Below are 18,783 nucleotides of genomic sequence, written 5' to 3'. Positions count from 1 at the left end.
CAGGGTCTACGCGCTGAAGCGGAGCACCCCCGACGGGGTGGCCACCGCCCGTACGGGGTGGTCGTGCGGTTCCTCCGGGACCCGCGCGACCACCTCGTCGTCGTAGAGCAGCACGACCAGCGCGGGATGCGCCCCAGCCCGCTCCAGCCGCTCCAGCACCCGGTCGTACGAGCCTCCGCCCCGCCCGAGCCGCATCCCCCGCCGGTCCACGGCCAGTCCGGGCAGCAGCACGGCGTCGGCGTCCGTCACCGCGTCCGGGCCGAGGCGGGGACCGGATGGCTCCAGGAGCCGCATCTTCCCCGGGTGCGCGGCCTCGGCCAGGCTCTCCGGGCCTTCGTACGCCGCCCAGTCGAGGTCGTTGTCGGGCAGCAGGACGGGCAGCAGCACCCGGGTGCCGGCCGCCCGGAGGGCGTCGAGCAGCTCGCGCGTGCCGGGTTCGGAGCCGATGGAGACGTAGGCGGCCACGGTGTGGGCGGAGCTGAGTTCGGGTAGCTCCAGGGCGGAGCGGGAGAGGGCGCGGGCCGCGGTGCGCAGTGTCTCGGCGGACAAGGCGCGGCGGGCCGCGAGAAGTTCACGGCGCAGGTCCGCCTTGGCCGTCGACGGCCGGTTCTCTGTCACGGTCGGCTCGTATCACTTTCTATGGGGGTATACCTGATCATGTTCATCTGAATCTCACTCGGGCCTCATGACGAAGCACTATCGTTCCGCCCATGACTCAGTTGCACCCCGTGATCAAAAAGGCCGTCATCCCGGCCGCGGGCCTCGGCACTCGGTTCCTTCCCGCAACCAAGGCGACACCCAAGGAAATGCTCCCTGTGGTGGACAAGCCGGCCATCCAGTACGTCGTCGAGGAGGCCGTGTCGGCCGGCCTCGACGACATTCTCATGATCACGGGCCGTAACAAGCGTGCTCTCGAAGACCACTTCGACCGCAACTACGAGCTGGAGTCGGCGCTCATCGCCAAGGGCGACGACGACAAGCTCAAGAAGGTCCAGGAGTCCAGCGACCTGGCCACCATGCACTACGTCCGCCAGGGCGACCCCCGGGGCCTGGGCCACGCCGTGCTGTGCGCCGAGCCGCACGTCGGCGACGAGCCCTTCGCCGTCCTCCTCGGCGACGACCTCATCGACCCCCGTGATCCGCTGCTGCGCCGGATGACGGAGATCCAGCAGAGGTCCGGCGGCACCGTCGTCGCGCTCATGGAGGTCGACCCCTCCCAGGTGCACCTCTACGGCTGCGCCGCGGTCGAGCACACCGGCGAGTCGGACGTGGTCCGCATCACCGGTCTCGTGGAGAAGCCGGACGCCGCGGACGCGCCCAGCAATTACGCGGTCATCGGACGATACGTCCTCGATCCGGCGATCTTCGGCATACTGCGTGAGACCGAGCCGGGCCGCGGCGGTGAGATCCAGCTGACCGACGCCCTGCAGAAGCTGGCCGCCGACGAGACCGTCGGAGGCCCGGTGCACGGCGTGGTCTTCCGGGGCCGCCGCTACGACACCGGGGACCGCGGGGACTACCTGCGGGCCATCGTCCGACTCGCGTGCGAGCGTGAGGACCTGGGCCCGGAGTTCCGCACCTGGCTTCGCCATTACGTCACGGAGGAGATGTAGGACCTTGAGCAAGCCCGAAGCACCGCAGCATCCTCGACCGGACGGCGCCGGACCCCAGCGCCTCTGGTCGGTGGACGAGCACCTGGCGGACGTCCTCGGCACGGTCCGGCCGCTGGAGCCCATCGAGCTCCAGCTCCTGGACGCCCAGGGCTGTGTCCTCGTCGAGGACGTCACCGTGCCCGTCGCCCTGCCGCCCTTCGACAACAGCTCGATGGACGGGTACGCCGTCCGGACGGCGGACGTCCAGGGCGCCAGCGAGGAGTTCCCCGCGGTGCTGACGGTCATCGGGGACGTGGCGGCCGGCGACGGCGAGCTGCCGACCGTGGGCCCCGGCCAGGCCGCCCGCATCATGACCGGCGCCCCCCTGCCCCCCGGCGCGGAAGCCGTCGTACCGGTCGAGTGGACCGACGGCGGCACGGGCGGCGGCGCCGCTTCCGGGATGACTCCCGCCAGCGAGTCGCCCGAGGGCGCCGCCGGTGAGGTACGGGTCCACCGCCCCGCCGAGGCGCGGGCGCACGTCCGCTCGCGCGGCAGCGACGTACAGGCCGGGGACCTCGCGCTCGCCGCGGGCACGGTCCTCGGTCCGCCGCAGATCGCCCTGCTGGCCGCCATCGGACGGGGCACCGTGCGGGTGCGTCCGCGCCCGCGGGTGGTCGTCCTGTCCACCGGCAGCGAACTGGTCCAGCCCGGCGAGGCCCTGACGCCCGGCACGATCTACGACTCCAACAGCTTCGCCCTGGCCGCCGCCGCGCGGGACGCCGGGGCCATCGCCTACCGGGTCGGAGCCGTCGCCGACGACGCGGACACCCTGCGCTCCACCATCGAGGACCAGCTCATCCGGGCCGACCTGCTGGTCACCACGGGCGGGGTCAGCGTCGGCGCGTACGACGTCGTCAAGGAAGCCCTCACCGCCGTCTCCACCGGCGACGACGACGTGGACGGCGCGGGCATCGACTTCCGCAAGCTCGCCATGCAGCCCGGCAAGCCCCAGGGCTTCGGCACCATCGGGCCCGACCACACCCCGCTGCTGGCCCTGCCCGGCAACCCGGTCTCCTCCTACGTCTCCTTCGAGCTGTTCGTGCGCCCCGCGATCCGCGCCCTCATGGGCCTGCCCGCTTCCGAGGTCAGCCGGCCGAGCGTGCGCGCCGTGCTCGAGGCGGACAAGGCACTCGGCTCTCCGGCCGGCCGCCGCCAGTTCCTGCGCGGCAAGTACGACGCGGAGGCCGGCACGGTCAGCCCGGTCGGCGGATCCGGCTCGCACCTGATCGCCGCGCTGGCGCACGCCGACTCGCTGATGGTCGTACCGGAGGACGTCACCTCGGTGGAGCCCGGGGCCGAGCTGGAAGTGGTCCTGCTCGGCTGAGGCACGGCCGATGCGGGTAGCGTGTTGCACCACACAGGCCCTTGCGGGGCCCGGACGGGAGCGGCACGCAGATATGGCAGCACATTCCCGGGGGGCGACCCCCGTACCCCCTGAGCAGAGCAGCGCCGGCGGCGCCGCCGGCACCAGGCTGACGCACATCGACGAGGCCGGCGCGGCCCGGATGGTCGACGTCTCGGCGAAGGACGTCACCACCCGGACGGCGCGGGCCAGCGGGCGCGTGCTCGTCTCCCCCCGGGTGATCGAACTGCTGCGGGGCGAGGGCGTGCCCAAGGGCGATGCCCTCGCCACCGCGCGGATCGCCGGGATCATGGGGGCGAAGAAGACCCCCGACCTGATCCCGCTGTGCCACCCGCTGGCCGTCTCCGGGGTGAAGGTGGACCTGAAGGTCACCGACGAAGCCGTCGAGATCCTCGCCACCGTCAAGACCACCGACCGGACGGGCGTCGAGATGGAGGCGCTGACCGCCGTCGCGGTCGCCGGCCTCACCGTCATCGACATGGTCAAGGCCGTCGACAAGGGTGCGGTCATCACCGACGTGCGGGTCGAGGAGAAGACGGGCGGCAAGTCCGGCGACTGGGCGCGCTCGTGAACGCCCCGCGCGGCGGCGAGGTCCACAGCCACAGCCACGCCCCCGCCCCCGAGCCGGCTCCGGTGACGCCTCAGGCCCCCGCGCTGCGCGCACTGGTGGTCACGGCCTCGAACCGGGCCTCGCAGGGCGTGTACGCGGACAAGGGCGGCCCGGTCCTCGCCGAGGGTCTGCGCGCGCTCGGCTTCGCGGTGGACGGCCCGCGCGTGGTCCCGGACGGGGACCCCGTGGAGGCGGCCCTGCGCGAGGGCGTGGCCGCCGGGTACGACGTCATCCTGACCACCGGCGGCACCGGCATCTCGCCGACCGACCGGACCCCCGACGCCACCGCCCGGGTCCTGGACTACGAGATCCCGGGCATCCCGCAGGCCATCCGGGCCGAGTCCCTGGCGAAGGTGCCCACCGCGGCCCTGTCCCGGGGCCTGGCGGGCGTGGCCGGGCACACCCTGATCGTGAACCTGCCCGGTTCCACGGGCGGGGTCCGCGACGGGGTCGCGGTCCTGTCCCGCGTCCTGCTGCACGCCGTCGACCAGATCCGTGGCGGCGACCACCCTCGTCCCGAGGTCAGACCGCCTGGGAGCACGAGCTGAACGGCCCCTCCTGGCCGGTGGTGCTGTCGGACGGCGATGTCACGCTCCGGCCGATAAAGCTGCGGGACCAGACCGCCTGGCGCGAGGTCAACCGCCGCAACCGCGACTGGCTCCGGCCGTGGGAGGCGACGATCCCGCCGCCCGCGCCCTGGGGCCCGGTGATCCAGCGGCCGACGTACCGCCAGATGGTGCGCCACCTGCGGGCGGAGGCGAACGCGGGGCGCATGCTGCCGTTCGTCATCGAGTACCAGGGCCGCCTGGTGGGCCAGCTGACGGTCGCCGGGATCACCTGGGGCTCGATGTGCGCGGGCCACGTCGGGTACTGGGTGGACCGGGACGTGGCGGGCCGCGGTGTGATGCCGACGGCGGTCGCGCTGGCGGTGGACCACTGCTTCACCAAGGTCGGGCTGCACCGGATCGAGGTGTGCATCCGGCCGGAGAACGGTCCGAGCCGACGGGTGGTGGAGAAGCTCGGATTCCGCGAGGAGGGCCTGCGCCCGCGGTACCTGCACATCGACGGGGCCTGGCGCGATCACCTGGTCTACGCGCTGACGGCGGAGGAAGTGCGCGAGGGACTGCTGCGCCGCTGGCACCGTGAACGTCATCCGCACGGCCCCGCGCAGTCCTCCGAACAATAGAAATCCGATATCTGTTCGAATTCCTTCGCTCAATGACCGATTCGCCCATAACCTGATCCGAAGAATCACAAAAAAAGTCCGTGATATCAGCGAGATCGTGCGACACGCCGTCCCAATTGGCGGATCCGCCCGGCCGCGCCCCTCTACGGTGTGGGGTGTGAGCAGCAGCGGCCTCATCTACGCAGTCATTGTCGGGGCCTGGGCCGCCTACTTGGTGCCCATGTGGCTCCGGAGGCAGGACGAGCTGAACGAAGCCCGTCCGACGGAACGCTTCTCCACCGCCATCCGGCTGCTTTCCGGCCGGGCGGGAATGGAGCGCCGTTACGCCAAGGGACTGCGTGAGCGCGGTGACGAGGAGGCGCAGCCCCAGCCCCCCGCGGACCCGGACGCCGCGACGGAAACGGTGAAACCCGTGGACGCCGCCGACGCCCGGGCCGTCGTCGTGCCCCCGCCGACCCGGTCCGAGCCGAGATCGGCCGCCTCCGAGCGGGCCGACCGCGTGGAGCGGGCCCGCCGCGAGCAGCGCCTGGTCGTCCTGGCCCGCCGCCGGCGCACCACCGCGCTGCTCTTCCTGATCTTCACCCTCGGCGCGGTCGCCGCCGCCGTCGGCGGGCTCCAGTACCTGTGGGCGCCGGCTGTGCCCGCCCTGCTGCTGAGCACCTACATCGTGCACCTGCGGGTCCAGGAGCGGCGCCGCTACGAGTTCACCATGGACCGGCGGCGCGCCGAGGCGGCCGCCCGCCACCTGCGCGAGAACCGCCCCCGGCGCCGGCACCCCGAGCACTCCGAAGGCACGGCCGCGGCCGGCTCCGACCCGGACCCCGCGCCACCCGTCTCCCCGCAGGAGGCCGGCCGGCGCGCCCTGGTCGAGCAGACCGACCACGCGGAGTGGGTGGACCAGCAGCGCGAACGCGAGCGCGGACCCGCCCGCGGTGACAGCTGGGAGCCCGTCCCGGTGCCGCTGCCGACGTACGTGACGGCCCCGGTCGCCCCGCGCGCCACCGGCCCGGCGACCCCGGATCCCTGGAGCGCCGCCCGGTCCAGCACGGCGGAGCCGACCGAACCCCGCCTGCGTGCCCAGCCGTCGGCCCCCTCGACCCCGTCGCCGCGGACCCGCCCGCGCGACGCGGCCCGTACGCCCCTCTTCGACCAGTACGAGGGCGACGAGCGGCCGCGCGCCGCGAACGAGTGATCGATGACCTGCGCGGACGCTCCCCGATACCGGTTTTGGAGCACCCGCGAGGGGATGCTAATGTTTCACACGTCGCAAGGGCCTGTGGCGCAGTCTGGTAGCGCACCTCGTTCGCATCGAGGGGGTCTGGGGTTCAAATCCCCACAGGTCCACAAACGACAGTTCACGGGTAGCTCCCGGAACGTCATGAGATCCCGTCCGGTCGCAAGACCGGGCGGGATCTTTTGCGTTCTGCGTCGGACCGGGTCGAGGCCGGGCGCGGGCCGGGTCCGGCCGCGCCCGACTCGGGCCCGGTTACGCCGGGTTCAGCTGCTTCGTCATGCAGCGGCTGGAGTCGTAGAAGCGGTAGTGGCCGAACTTGGCGTCCGTCATCGTGTAGCCCTCGGAGAGGTAGAGGGCTATGGCCTCCGGCTGCTGGTCGCCCGTCTCCAGGGCCATGCGCAGGCGGCCGGCCGCGCGGGCGTCCGCTTCGAGGGCGGCGAGGATGCGGCGGGCCAGGCCCAGGCCGCGGGCCTCGGGGACCACGTACATGCGCTTCAGCTCGGCGTCGCCCTCTTCGTAGCCCTCGTCGTTCGCCTCGTGGCTGCGCCAGCCGCCGCTGGCGACCGGCGTGCCCGAAGCGTCGTAGGCGAGGAGGTAGAGGCCCTTCGGCGGGGCGAACATCGCCGGGTCGAGGAAGGTGACATCGCCCTCGCCGTCGTAGCGCTCCTGGTATTCGATCTGCACTTGGTCGTTGAGCTTGACCGCGTCCGGGTGGTCGTACGACACGGCGCGGAGCTGGATCTCCTGAGACATCCGAACAGCCTACGGAACGCTCCGGCTATCGTGCAGGGATGTTCTCTGTGACCTCCGTGAATGTGAATGGGATCCGCGCTGCCGCCAAGAAGGGGTTCTCCCCGTGGCTCGCCGGGTCCGACGCCGACGTCATCTGCCTGCAGGAAGTGCGGGCCGAGGAGGCGCAGATTCCGGACGAGGTACGGGCGCCCGAGGGGTGGCACACCGTGTTCGCGCCGGCCGCCGCCAAGGGGCGGGCCGGGGTCGCGCTCTACTCGCGGCGGGAGCCGGAGCGGGTGCGGGTCGGATTCGGGAGCGAGGAGTTCGACGACAGCGGGCGGTACCTGGAGATCGACCTGCCGGGCGTGACCGTCGCCAGCCTCTACCTGCCCTCGGGAGAGGCCGGGACCGCGAAGCAGGACGAGAAGTACCGGTTCATGGGCGAGTTCCTCACCTACCTGCAGGAGCTCAAGGTGCGGGCCGCCGCGGACGGCCGGGAGGTCGTCGTCTGCGGTGACTGGAACATCTGTCACCAGGAAGCCGACCTGAAGAACTGGAAGACCAACCGGAAGAACGCCGGCTTCCTGCCCGAGGAGCGCGAGTGGCTCGGGCAGGTCTACGGCACCGCCGGGTACGTGGACGTGGTGCGGAGCCTGCACCCGGACACCGAGGGGCCGTACTCCTGGTGGTCCTACCGTGGGCGGGCCTTCGACAACGACGCAGGCTGGCGGATCGACCTGCAGGTGGCGACGCCGGGGCTGGCCGCACGGGCCGTCAAGGCGTTCGTGGAGCGGGCCGAGGCGCACCCCGAGCGGTGGTCCGACCACGCGCCCGTGACCGTGGTCTACGAGCTCGGCGCCTGAGGGGTCCTCTGCCGGGCCTCAGGGGTCGGGCCGGGCGCCTGACCCGCGGCCGGCGGGCGGAGGCGGTCCATGGCCATCGTGAGTTCGGCCTCGACCACGCTCTTGGCCAGCGGGCGCAGGCGCGGGACCGCTTCCTCGGAGACGTGCGTGGAGATGAGCTCCGTGAACAGGGCCGCCATCGCGTCCGCGTGCTCGCGGACCCGGCGGCCCGCCTCCAGGACGGCCGAGAGCGGTACGCCTTCGCGGACCAGGGCGGAGGAGACGTCCAGGAGCCGGCGGCTGACGTGGACGATCTCCTCGCCGTCGGCGGCGAGGTAGCCGAGGTCGAGCGAGGCCGCCAGGTTCTCCGGGGTGACCTCGCCCTCGAAGTAGTCGGCGAGGGCCTCGGGCGTCAGGCGGACCGGGGTCTCCTCGGACCAGCCGATGCCGAGCAGCTCACCCAGCTGGCCGACGTCGCGGCCGTTCTCGAAGGCGACGGTCAGCTCGGCTATCCCGCCCAGGGTGTGGCCGCGCTCCAGCAGGGCGGCGATGGTGCGCAGCCGGGCCAGGTGCTGGTCGTCGTACCAGGCGATGCGGCCCTCGCGGCGGGGTGGCGGCAGGAGCTTGCGCTCACGGTAGAAGCGCAGGGTGCGTACGGGTATGCCGGCGGCCTCGGCCAGCTCTTCCGTGCGGTATTCGCGCACTGTGGTCCCTGCTTCTGTGGCTCGGGTGGGTGGCGCCGCGTCCTGCGTCGCATTGTGCGGCACGTGCGCAGCCTAGGGCGTACTCCCGGTAACTTTCCCGGCGCGACCCCTACCCATGAGTACGGAGCTGCTCTACTCTCCCGATTGTGCCAGTGATTGCTGGCAGCATCTGACTGGGCGTTGGCATCGGCATCCGAAGGTGGCTGGCATGGGCGGTGGCATGGACGGGCGCGAGCACGTACGCGTGGCGGTGATCGGGTCCGGGTTCGGCGGGCTGGGCGCCGCGGTGCGGCTGCGGCGCGAGGGGATCACGGACTTCGTCGTCCTGGAGCGCGCGGACTCCGTCGGCGGCACCTGGCGGGACAACAACTACCCCGGGTGCGCCTGCGACGTGCCCTCCCATCTGTATTCGTTCTCCTTCGCCCCCAATCCCGACTGGCCCCGCACCTTCTCAGGCCAGCCCGCGATCCGGGAGTACCTGGAGCACGTCGCCGACACCTTCGGGCTGCGCCGCCACATCCGCCTGAACCACGAGGTGAGGATGGCGCGGTGGGACGCGGACGGGATGCGCTGGGAGATCGAGACCTCGGGCGGCGACCTCACCGCCGACGTGGTCGTCTCCGCCACCGGACCGCTGTCGGACCCGAAGATGCCGGAGGTGCCCGGGCTGGCCGGCTTCCCGGGCAAGGTCTTCCACTCCGCCCGCTGGGACCACGACTACGACCTGCGCGGCAAGCGCGTCGCCATGATCGGTACGGGCGCCTCCGCGATCCAGATCGTGCCCGCCATCGCGCCCGAGGTGGAGCGCCTCACCCTCTTCCAGCGCACCCCGCCGTGGGTGATGCCGCGCACCGACCGGGCGATCACCTCGGTGGAGCGCTGGCTGCACCGCCAGCTCCCCTTCACCCGGGCGGCCCGCCGCGGGCTGCTGTGGGGGATACGGGAACTCCAGGTCAGCGCCTTCACCAAGCGGCCCCATCAGCTCGGGCTGATCGAATCGCTCGCCAAGGCGAACATGGGGCGCTCGATCAAGGACCCGGAGCTGCGGGCCAAGCTGACGCCCTCGTACCGCATCGGCTGCAAGCGGATCCTGCTGTCGAGCGAGTACTACCCGGCGCTCGCCCGGCCGAACGTGGACCTCGTGGCCTCCGGGCTCAAGGAGATCCGGGGCTCGGTGCTGGTCGCGGCCGACGGGACCGAGACCGAGGTCGACGCGATCGTCTTCGGCACCGGCTTCCACGTCACGGACATGCCGATCGCCGACCGGGTGGTGGGCGTGGACGGCAAGACCCTCGCGGAGGTCTGGAAGGACGGGATGCAGTCGCTGCGCGGGGCCACCGCGGCCGGCTTCCCCAACTGGATGACGATCATCGGGCCGAACACCGGGCTCGGGAACAGCTCGATGATCCTGATGATCGAATCGCAGCTGAACTACATGGCGGACTACATGCGCCAGCTCGCCGTCCTCGGTGGAAGGGGTGCGGGAGGGCGGGTCGCCCTCGCCGCCCGGCCGTCCGCGGTCAACGCCTGGAACCGGCAGGTGCAGGCGCGGATGGAGCGGACCGTGTGGAACACCGGCGGATGCACCAGCTGGTACCTGGACGCGCAGGGCCGCAACACCACGGTCTGGCCGGGCACCACCGGGGAGTTCCGCAAGGAGACGCTGGGCGTGGACCTGGGCGAGTACGAGGTCGTACGCCAACGGGAGCGGGAGCGCGAACGGGTCCCGGCGGCCGGCGGGACCGAAGCGGTGCAGGAGGAGGCCTCGTGAGCCGCCTGACGCACGTGACCGCAGGGCCCTACGCCCCGCCGGCCGCCCGCCGGGAGCTGGTCGCCACCTCCGCCGACGGTTCGCGCCTGCACGTCGAGGTGCACGGCGAGGACGGAGCCCCGGCCGTCGTGCTCGCGCACGGCTGGACCTGTTCCACCGCCTTCTGGGCCGCGCAGATACGGGCCCTGTCCAGCGGGCACCGGGTCATCGCCTACGACCAGCGGGGCCACGGCCGCAGCCCCGTCGGCTCCGGCTACGGCACCGCCGCCCTCGCCGACGACCTCGTCGCCGTCCTGGGGGCCACCCTCGCCCCCGGCGAGAAGGCCGTCATCGCGGGGCACTCCATGGGCGGGATGACGGTCATGGCCGCCGCCGCCCGGCCGGAGTTCGCCGAACACGCCGCGGCCGCGCTGCTGTGCAGCACCGGCAGCGGCCGGCTGGTCGAGGAGGCGCAGGTCCTGCCCTGGCGGGCCGGCCGCGTGAGGACCCGTGTCACCGGGGCGGTCCTCGGATCCCGGGCCCCGCTCGGGCCCGTCACGCCCGTCGCCCGCAAGGTGCTGAAGTACGCCACGATGGGCCCCGGCTCCGCGCCCGACAAGGTCGAGGCCTGCGCGCGGATCGTGCACGCCTGCCCCACCCCGGTGCGGCACGCGTGGTCCGGTGTGCTGGCCGCCCTGGACCTGGACGCGCAGCTGGCCGCGCTCACCGTGCCCACCGCCGTCCTCGGCGGCAAGAGCGACCGGCTGACACCGATCGTGCACGCCCGGGGGCTGGCGGCCGCGCTGCCGAACTGCGTGGGCCTCACGGAACTGACCGGGGTGGGGCACATGAGCCCGATCGAGGCCCCGGAGGCGGTCACCGCCGCCCTGCGCGAGCTCGCCGAGGCGTACGTCAGCCGCTCCGATGCCGCCCGCTCCGATGCCGCCCGATCAGATGTCAGTCACCCCGCGAAGGAGAAGACCCCGTGAGCGCTCGCAGGAGTCTGGAAGGTCAGGTCGCCGTCGTCACGGGGGCCGCGCGCGGGGTCGGTGAACTGCTCGCACGCAAACTGTCCGCCCGCGGCGCGAAGGTGGCCCTCGTGGGCCTGGAGCCCGAGGCCCTCAAGGAGGTCTCCGAGCGGCTGCACACCGACAGCGACCACTGGTACGCCGACGTCACCGACCACGAGGCCATGGCCCGGGTCGCGCAGGAGGTCAAGCAGCGCTTCGGCAAGGTGGACATCGTCGTCGCCAACGCGGGCGTCGCCTCCGGCGGTCCCTTCGTGGACTCCGACCCCGACGCCTGGCGCCGGGTCATCGAGGTCAACCTCATCGGCGGCGCCGTCACCGCCCGCGCCTTCCTGCCCGTGCTCATGGAGAGCCGCGGCTACTTCCTGCAGATCGCCTCCCTCGCGGCGATCACCCCGGCGCCGATGATGACCGCCTACTGCGCCTCCAAGTCCGGGGTCGAGGCCTTCGCACACTGCCTGAGCGCCGAAGTCGGCTACAAGGGGGTCAAGGTGGGCGTCGGCTACCTCTCCTGGACCGACACCGACATGGTGCGCGGCGCCGACCAGGACGAGGTCATGCGCGAACTGCGCCAGCGGCTGCCGTGGCCGTCGAACCGGACGTACCCGCTCGGGCCGGCCGTCGACCGGATCGTGGCGGGCATCGAGCGCCGCTCCGCGCACGTGTACGCGCAGTGGTGGCTCCGGGGCATGCAGGGGTTCCGCGGGTACCTGCCCGGGATCATCTCGACCGTCGGTCAGCGCGAGATGAAGAGGTTCGAACCGCGACTGGCCAGTGTTTCCAAGGGACTTGTGGGGGCCGGCGGGGCCGCGGACGAGCAGGAGCGCAGCCCGAGAAGCTGACCGGAATGCGAGGAATGTCCACCTGAGTGAGACTGGTCGGGTTCCCCTTACCGAACACCGCTCCAGGAGTGAGGACACATGGGTATCAGGGACCAGTTCCAGGACAAGGCCAGGGAACTCGCCGAGAAGGCGAAGGCCTCCGGCCAGCAGGACGAGTCCGAGCGCGCCTCGCAGGCCGTCGACCAGGCCGAGGACAAGGCCCGCGACACCTTCGAGGAGTAGCGCCGCGTAGCACGTAGCGGTACCTGAACCACGCGCCGAGGGGTGCGACCCGCCGTTTCCGGGGCGCACCCCTTTCGCACGCCGGGGGCGGGCGGGCCGGCCGGCCCCGCCCGCTCACCCCCGCGGCGGGAGCTTCGGCCGGCGCCGGTCCGGTACGTCCGTGTAGCCGGGCGGGACCGCGGCCGGGTCCTGTTCCAGCAACTCCAGTGCCAGGTGGACGGCGTCGTCGAGCTGCGCGTGCCGCCCCTCCGCCCAGTCGAGCGGGGTGCGCAGGATCGGCAGGTCGGGCTCCACGCCCTGGTTCTCCACGGACCAGCCGTACTCGGGGAACCAGGCCGCGTTCATCGGCACCGTGATCACCGTGCCGTCGCCGAGGGTGTGCCGGCCGGTCATGCCGACCACCCCGCCCCAGGTGCGCTGGCCGACGACCGGGCCGAGACCCAGCAGCTTGAAGGCGGCCGTGATCATGTCCCCGTCGGAGGAGGTCGCCTCGTCGGCCAGGGCCACGATCGGCCCCCGGGGTGCGTTGGAGGCGTAGGAGACGGGCTGCGCGTTGCGGGTCAGGTCCCAGCCGAGGATCGAGCGGGTCAGCTTCTCCACGACCAGCTCGCTGATGTGCCCGCCGGCGTTGCCGCGTACGTCCACGAGCAGGGCCGGCTTGGACATCTCGGCGCGCAGGTCGCGGTTGAACTGGGCCCAGCCCGAGCCGCCCATGTCGGGGATGTGCAGGTAGCCGCACTTTCCGTCGCTGATCTCCCGGACCACCGCACGGCGTTTGGCCACCCAGTCCTGGTAGCGCAGCGGCCGTTCGTCGATCAGCGGGACGACAGCGACCCGGCGCGCGCGGCCCTGTCCCTCGGCGGGCTCGAAGGTGAGCTCCACGGTGGTGCCGCCCGCCGCCGACAGCAGCGGGTACGGGCCGGTGACCGGGTCCACCGGGCGGCCGTCCACGTGGGTGAGCACCGCGCCCTCGCGGATGCCGGTGCCCGCGAGCGGGGAGCGGGCCTTGGAGTCGGAGGACTCGCCGGGCAGGATGCGGCCGACGACCCAGGCCCCGTCACGGGGGAAGAGGTTGGCGCCGAGCAGGCCGATGGCCCGCTGGTAGTGCGGGGGCCCTTCGTTGCGGCGGGCCGGGGACACGTACGCGTGCGAGGTGCCGAGCTCGCCGAGGACCTCGCGCATCAGGTCGGCGAACTCGTCGGGGGAGGCGACCCGTTCGACGAGGAAGCGGTACTGGCGCAGCACCCCGTCCCAGTCGATCCCGCACATCTTCGGTTCCCAGAAGTAGGCGCGGATGAGCCGGCCCGCCTCCTCGTAGGCCTGGCGCCACTCGGCGGCCGGGTCCACCTCGTGCAGGATGCGCCGCAGGTCCAGATAGACGGTGGAGTCGCTGTCCCCCGACTCGGTCGCCGGGACCGCGCGCAGATCGCCGTCCTCGTTGAGCACGAGCCGGGTGCCGTCGCCGCTGACCGCGAACCAGTCCAGCCCGGAGCCCAGTTCCGTCTTGCGGGCCTTGGTCAGGTCGAAGTACTCCAGCGTCGGCTTGCCGCTGACGTCGGCCGGGTTGGCGAAGGTCTCGCCGAGCGCGCCCGAGATGGGCCAGCGCAGCCACACCAGCCCGCCGCCGTGCACCGGGTAGAGGGCCGAGTACTTGGAGGCCGATACCGGGAAGGGCGTCACCCGGCTCTCCAGACCCTCCACCTCCACGGTGACCGCGCCGTCGCCGGACTCCGAGTCCCCCTCGACGGGGTCGAGGCCGCCCGCCGCCGGGCGCCCGTCGGGGGAGAAGGCGAAGGGAGAGGGGGTCGCCGAGGACAGCGGCACCAGGTACGGGCGGCAGCCCAGGGGGAAGGACAGGTCGCCGGTGTGGACGTCGTAGACCGGGTCGAAACCGCGCCAGGACAGGAAGGCGAGGTAGCGCCCGTCCCGGGTGAAGACCGGATTCTCGTCCTCGAAGCGGCCGTTGGTGACGTCCACGATCGTGGGCGCGCCGGGCCCGGAGATCCGGGCCATCTTGATCTGGCGCAGCGAGCGGCCGATGCCCGGGTGCGACCAGGTCAGCCAGCAGCCGTCGGGGGAGAAGGCGAGGTCGGTGACGGGCCCGTTGTCGGACCGGATCAGCTCGCTGGCCTCCCCGTTGGACTCCTCCGTGGCGTCGATCAGGAGCAGCCGCCCGTCGTTGGAGGCGATCGCGAGCCGCTCCCCGTCCGGATCGGAGAGCAGCTCCAGTACGCGGCCCAGCGCGCCCGAGGCGAGCCGGCGCGGCTCGCGGTCGCCCGAGGCGCGGGGGAGGTAGGCGATCTCGATCGCGTCCTCGCCCTCCGCGTCGGTCACGTACGCCACCTGCCCGCCGCTGCCGAGCATCTCGGGCAGGCGGACCCGGACGCCCGGGGTGTCGGCGATGGTGCGGGCGGGCCCGTCGCGGTGCGTGAGCCAGTACAGGCTGCCGCGCACGACGACGGCGCTGGCCCGCCCGGTGGCGTCGACGGAGAGGGAGTCGACGTGGCTGGCGGCCGGGACCTGGTAGGTACGGCGGCCCGCGCGGGGTCCGCCGAGGCGGACCTCCAGCTTGCGCGGGGAGGCCTCCGGGGCGAGCGACTCGACGATCCACAGGTCGCCGGCGCACTGGTAGACGATCCGGGAGCCGTCGCTGGAGGCGTGCCGGGCGTAGAACTCCTCGTGGTCGGTGTGCCGGCGCAGGTCCGTGCCGTCGGGCAGGCAGGAGTAGAGGTTGCCGATGCCCTCGTGGTCGGAGAGGAAGGCGATCCGGCCGGCCACGAACATCGGCGAGTCCAGGTGGCCTTCGATGCCCTCCAGCAGCCGCTTGCCGTGCAGCCACAGCCGGCCGGTGGCGCCGCCGCGGTAGCGCTTCCAGGCGGCGGGCTCGTGCGGGGGCTTGCCGGTCAGGAGCAGCGTGCGCCGTTCGCCCGGCTCGTCCCCGTCGGGGTCCTCGTCGTGGACGGCGATGTCGGAGACGGGCCCCCAGGGGAGCCGGCCGCCGGGGCTGCCGTCTGTGGGGAGGGTGTACGCCCAGGCGAAGTAGGAGAAGGGCTGACCGTGTGAGGAGACGGCCAGGATGTCGCTGCGGCCGTCCTTGTCGGGCGGGGTCCAGCCGCAGACCCGGGTGTCGGTGGCGCCCCAGTAGCTGAGGCGGCGCGCCGGGCCACCCGCGACGGGGGCGAGGTGGATCTCGGGGTCCAGGCTGCGCCAGGTGGTGAAGGCGATGTGCTTGCCGTCGGGGGAGAACCGGGGATGGCCCACCCGGGTCCGGTCGACGGTGATCCGCCAGGCCCGGCCGGCGGGCTCTCCGGGCGGGACCAGGGGCGCCACCCAGAGGTCGTCCTCGGTGGCGAAGCACAGCAGATCGTCGTGGAGATGGGGGAACCGGAGGTACGCCGCGTCGTGACTCACCCCCCAATGCTTTCCGCGCAGAGGGGGGCTGGCAACTCGTACAGGTGATCCATGGGGCATCCCGCGGGCGCGGCGGGCGTCGGCCGGGGCGTGACGGACACCACTCCCCAAGCGAAACGGAACGGTTTCGTTTCGCTTGGGGGCGGGGTATGGTCTATCCGTACGAAACGGTTTCGTTCGGATGGGAAAGGTCGGGAGGAGACGCCGAGATGGTCGAAGAGGTCATGTCGCGCCGCAGCCGGATCACCCCCGAGCGGGAAGCCGAACTCCACGGGGCGGTCCTCGACCTCCTGCGCGAGGTCGGCTACGAGGCGCTGACCATGGATGCGGTCGCCGCCCGTACGAAGTCCAGCAAGGCCACCCTCTACCGCCAGTGGGGGAGCAAGCCCGAGCTGGTCGCGAAGGCACTGCGCTGCACTCAGCCGGTCTCCCTCCGGGAGATCGACACGGGCAGCATCCGCGGGGACTTCGGTGTCATGATCGAGAACTCCGACGACGCCCAGATGGCGAAGGACACCGCACTGATGCGGGGACTGACCCACGCGGTGCACGAGAGCCCCGAGCTCCACAAGGCGCTGCGGGACCTGCTGGTCGATCCGGAGATCAACGGCCTGCAGCTGATGCTGCAAAGAGCGGTGGACCGGGGCGAGATCGCCCCGGACTGTCCGGCCCTGGCCTTCGTGCCGCACATGCTCATCGGGGCGTTCATCGCCCTCCCGCTCATCGAGGACCGGTCCGTCGACCGGACCTTCCTCGGTGACTTCATCGACGCCGTGGTCTTCCCCGCCCTCGGCGTCTGATCCTGCCCGGCTGCTCACCCGGCAGCCGCCCGCCCGCGCTGTCCCCGCGCTCGATCCCTGCCTCTCCTGACACGCCGCTCTCGTCGTCGGAACGGCATTCCATGCCCTGATCCATCCCACGACCCGAACGGGAGAACCACCGACGTGGCCACCTTCCTTTACCGCCTCGGCAGGGGCGCCTTCCGGCGCCGCCGATTCGTCGCCCTCGTCTGGGTGGCGCTGCTGTTCGTCGCCGGCTTCGGCGCGGCAACCGCCTCCACACCCACCTCAGGCTCGTTCTCCATACCCGGCACGGAGGCCCAGAAGGCCTTCGACCTGCTGGACCAGCGCTTCCCGGGGATGGCCGCCGACGGCGCCACCGCCCGCATCGTGATCAAGGCCCCGGCCGGCGAGAAGGTCGACTCCGCGGCGGTCAAGCCCCGGGTCGAGAAGATCGTCAGCGAGCTGAAGGACGGTCCGGGCAAGGACCAGATCTCCTCGGTCACCAGCCCGTACGAGGCCCAGGCCGTGAGCCAGGACGGCTCCACCGCCTACGTGAGCGTCAAGTACAAGGTCAGCGGCATGGAGCTGACGGACGCCACCCGTGAGGCCCTCACGGAGTCCACCACGGCCGCCAAGGCCGACGGCCTGAACGTCCAGATCGGCGGCGACGCCCTGCAGGCAGCTCCCGAGACGGGCTCCGGCGAGATCATCGGCATCGCGATCGCCGCGATCGTCCTCGTCATCACCTTCGGCTCGCTCATCGCCGCGGGCCTGCCGCTGCTGACCGCCCTCATCGGCGTGGGCATCGGCATCTCCTCCATCACCGCGCTGGCCAACGTGCTGGACCTCGGCACCACCACCTCCACCCTCGCGATGATGATCGGCCTCGCGGTCGGCATCGACTACGCCCTCTTCATCGTCTCCCGCTACCGCGCGGAGCTCGCCGAGGGCCGTGAGCGCGACGAGGCCGCCGGCCGTGCCGTCGGAACCGCGGGTTCCGCCGTGGTGTTCGCCGGTCTGACCGTGGTCATCGCCCTCGTGGGCCTGGCCGTCGTCAACATCCCGATGCTCAGCAAGATGGGCTTCGCCGCCGCAGGCACCGTGGTCCTGGCCGTCCTCGTCGCCCTGACGCTGGTCCCGGCCATGCTCGGATTCGCGGGCAAGAAGGTGCTGCCCGCCGGTACGAAGTCCCGCTTCCTCGGCAAGGGCAAGCCGGTCGCCGAAGGCGCCGTGCCCAAGCCCAACGGCGGCACCCGCTGGGCCCGCTTCATCCTGCGCCGCCCCGTCATGGTGCTGCTCGCGGGTGTGATCGGCCTCGGCATCATCGCGATCCCGGCGAGCAAGCTGGAGATGGGCCTGCCGGACGACGGCGCCCAGCCGGTGTCCACCACCCAGCGCCAGGCGTACGACATGCTCTCCGAGGGCTTCGGCCCCGGCTTCAACGGCCCGCTGATGGTGGTCGTGGACGGGGACAAGGCGCTCGCCGACCGGACGGTCGAGCGGATCAAGGGCCTGGACGGCGTGGCCGCGGTCATGCCGGCCACCCAGAACGAGGCCAAGGACGCCGCCGTCATCACGGTCGTCCCGAAGGACCGCCCGTCCTCGGTGCAGACCGAGGACCTGGTCCACGAGATTCGCGACGGCAGCGAAAGCGGCAAGGTGTTCGTCACCGGCGCGACCGCGATGAACATCGACTTCTCGCAGAAGATGAACGACGCGCTGCTGCCCTACCTGGCACTCGTCGTCGGCCTCGCCTTCCTGCTGCTGATGCTCGTCTTCCGCTCGATCCTGGTCCCGCTCAAGGCGGCCCTCGGCTTCCTGCTCTCGGTGGTCGCCGCACTCGGCGCCGTCGTGGCGGTCTTCCAGTGGGGCTGGCTCGGCTCCCTCTTCGGGGTGGAACAGACCGGCCCGATCATGTCGATGATGCCGATCTTCATGGTCGGCGTGGTCTTCGGTCTGGCCATGGACTACGAGGTCTTCCTGGTCACCCGCATGCGTGAGGCGTACGTCCACGGGGAGCGGCCGGGCCAGGCCGTCGTCACCGGGTTCCAGTACAGCGCCCGGGTGGTCGTGGCCGCGGCGGTCATCATGATCGCGGTGTTCTCCGGCTTCATGGGCGCCAGCGACCAGATGGTGAAGATGATCGGCTTCGGCCTGGCCATCGCCGTCTTCTTCGACGCCTTCGTCGTCCGCATGACCATCGTCCCGGCCGTCCTCGCCCTGCTCGGCCACAAGGCCTGGTGGCTGCCGAAGTGGCTCGACCGGCTCCTGCCGAACGTGGACGTGGAGGGCGAGAGCCTGCGCAAGCACCTCGGGGAGTCCTCGGACGGCTCCGGTCCCGACAAGGACCGCGAGCTGGCCAACGTCTGACCCGCCATCGGCGGTGACGCACGCGCAACGGCCCCGCACCTTTCGGTGCGGGGCC

The 18,783-nt window shown here is 72.1% G+C and carries 17 protein-coding genes and 1 tRNA gene; 14 read left to right on the top strand and 4 right to left on the bottom strand.

From position 1 onward, the window contains the following. Positions 1 to 6: 6 nt before the first annotated feature. Complete coding sequence (locus tag ABZY57_RS16280; RefSeq protein WP_356512331.1) at positions 7 to 618, bottom strand: 5-formyltetrahydrofolate cyclo-ligase; 612 nt, start codon at positions 616 to 618, stop codon at positions 7 to 9. 92 nt (positions 619 to 710) lie between these two features. Between ABZY57_RS16280 and galU the strand changes: the two genes are divergently transcribed. The 7 genes from galU to ABZY57_RS16245 all read left to right on the top strand — a co-directional run bounded on the left by galU (position 711) and on the right by ABZY57_RS16245 (position 6,155). Beyond that, positions 711 to 1,613 (top strand): UTP--glucose-1-phosphate uridylyltransferase GalU, encoded by a 903-nt coding sequence (gene galU / locus ABZY57_RS16275; protein WP_356512329.1) that lies wholly within the window; start codon positions 711 to 713, stop codon positions 1,611 to 1,613. Positions 1,614 to 1,617: 4 nt separating this feature from the next. Continuing rightward, a complete protein-coding gene (gene glp / locus ABZY57_RS16270) occupies positions 1,618 to 2,976 on the top strand; it encodes a gephyrin-like molybdotransferase Glp (protein WP_356512327.1) in 1,359 nt (452 codons plus the stop codon). 73 nt (positions 2,977 to 3,049) lie between these two features. Then, complete coding sequence (gene moaC, locus ABZY57_RS16265) at positions 3,050 to 3,586, top strand: cyclic pyranopterin monophosphate synthase MoaC (RefSeq protein WP_356512325.1); 537 nt, start codon at positions 3,050 to 3,052, stop codon at positions 3,584 to 3,586. Positions 3,587 to 3,648: 62 nt separating this feature from the next. Continuing rightward, a complete protein-coding gene (locus ABZY57_RS16260) occupies positions 3,649 to 4,173 on the top strand; it encodes a MogA/MoaB family molybdenum cofactor biosynthesis protein (RefSeq protein ID WP_356512377.1) in 525 nt (174 codons plus the stop codon). Positions 4,174 to 4,190: 17 nt separating this feature from the next. After that, positions 4,191 to 4,811 (top strand): GNAT family protein, encoded by a 621-nt coding sequence (locus tag ABZY57_RS16255; RefSeq protein WP_356512323.1) that lies wholly within the window; start codon positions 4,191 to 4,193, stop codon positions 4,809 to 4,811. A 157-nt stretch (positions 4,812 to 4,968) separates the two neighbouring features. Then, positions 4,969 to 6,003, top strand: a complete 1,035-nt coding sequence (glpR, locus tag ABZY57_RS16250; RefSeq protein WP_356512321.1) for a gephyrin-like molybdotransferase receptor GlpR — start codon at positions 4,969 to 4,971, stop codon at positions 6,001 to 6,003. A gap of 78 nt (positions 6,004 to 6,081) precedes the next feature. Further along, positions 6,082 to 6,155: transfer RNA gene (locus tag ABZY57_RS16245), tRNA-Ala, on the top strand. 142 nt (positions 6,156 to 6,297) lie between these two features. Here ABZY57_RS16245 and ABZY57_RS16240 read toward each other — a convergent pair. Beyond that, entirely contained in the window at positions 6,298 to 6,798 is a 501-nt protein-coding gene (locus ABZY57_RS16240; protein WP_356512319.1) for a GNAT family N-acetyltransferase, read from the bottom strand. Between the two features lie 38 nt (positions 6,799 to 6,836). Here ABZY57_RS16240 and ABZY57_RS16235 point away from each other — a divergent pair, with 38 nt between their 5' ends. Next, entirely contained in the window at positions 6,837 to 7,640 is an 804-nt protein-coding gene (locus tag ABZY57_RS16235) for an exodeoxyribonuclease III (RefSeq protein ID WP_356512317.1), read from the top strand. Here the strand turns inward: ABZY57_RS16235 and ABZY57_RS16230 are convergent. Next, on the bottom strand, positions 7,622 to 8,323 hold the full coding sequence (locus ABZY57_RS16230) for a MerR family transcriptional regulator (protein WP_356512315.1): 702 nt from the start codon (positions 8,321 to 8,323) through the stop codon (positions 7,622 to 7,624). The genes ABZY57_RS16235 and ABZY57_RS16230 overlap by 19 nt on opposite strands. A gap of 220 nt (positions 8,324 to 8,543) precedes the next feature. Between ABZY57_RS16230 and ABZY57_RS16225 the strand changes: the two genes are divergently transcribed. The 4 genes from ABZY57_RS16225 to ABZY57_RS16210 all read left to right on the top strand — a co-directional run bounded on the left by ABZY57_RS16225 (position 8,544) and on the right by ABZY57_RS16210 (position 12,165). Then, positions 8,544 to 10,094: an NAD(P)/FAD-dependent oxidoreductase gene (locus ABZY57_RS16225; protein ID WP_356512375.1), complete on the top strand. Its 1,551-nt coding sequence runs from the start codon at positions 8,544 to 8,546 to the stop codon at positions 10,092 to 10,094. Further along, positions 10,091 to 11,062: an alpha/beta hydrolase gene (locus tag ABZY57_RS16220; RefSeq protein WP_356512313.1), complete on the top strand. Its 972-nt coding sequence runs from the start codon at positions 10,091 to 10,093 to the stop codon at positions 11,060 to 11,062. Before ABZY57_RS16225 ends, ABZY57_RS16220 begins: the two co-directional genes overlap by 4 nt. Then, positions 11,059 to 11,943 carry an SDR family oxidoreductase gene (locus tag ABZY57_RS16215; RefSeq protein WP_356512311.1) on the top strand — a complete coding sequence of 295 codons (885 nt, stop codon included), beginning with the start codon at positions 11,059 to 11,061 and terminating at the stop codon, positions 11,941 to 11,943. Before ABZY57_RS16220 ends, ABZY57_RS16215 begins: the two co-directional genes overlap by 4 nt. Before the next feature lie 78 nt (positions 11,944 to 12,021). Further along, entirely contained in the window at positions 12,022 to 12,165 is a 144-nt protein-coding gene (locus ABZY57_RS16210) for a hypothetical protein (protein ID WP_356512309.1), read from the top strand. 114 nt (positions 12,166 to 12,279) lie between these two features. Here ABZY57_RS16210 and ABZY57_RS16205 read toward each other — a convergent pair whose 3' ends face one another. Then, a complete protein-coding gene (locus tag ABZY57_RS16205; RefSeq protein WP_356512307.1) occupies positions 12,280 to 15,576 on the bottom strand; it encodes a S41 family peptidase in 3,297 nt (1,098 codons plus the stop codon). Between the two features lie 209 nt (positions 15,577 to 15,785). On the opposite strand from ABZY57_RS16205, the gene ABZY57_RS16200 reads away from it, so the two are divergent. Next, complete coding sequence (locus tag ABZY57_RS16200; protein ID WP_356512305.1) at positions 15,786 to 16,376, top strand: TetR/AcrR family transcriptional regulator; 591 nt, start codon at positions 15,786 to 15,788, stop codon at positions 16,374 to 16,376. Positions 16,377 to 16,520: 144 nt separating this feature from the next. Beyond that, positions 16,521 to 18,728 carry an MMPL family transporter gene (locus ABZY57_RS16195; protein WP_356512303.1) on the top strand — a complete coding sequence of 736 codons (2,208 nt, stop codon included), beginning with the start codon at positions 16,521 to 16,523 and terminating at the stop codon, positions 18,726 to 18,728. Positions 18,729 to 18,783: the final 55 nt, after the last annotated feature.

Source organism: Streptomyces sp. NPDC006450, from assembly GCF_040612195.1.
Lineage (GTDB): Bacteria > Actinomycetota > Actinomycetes > Streptomycetales > Streptomycetaceae > Streptomyces.
This window is presented reverse-complemented; position numbering and strand designations above follow the sequence as displayed.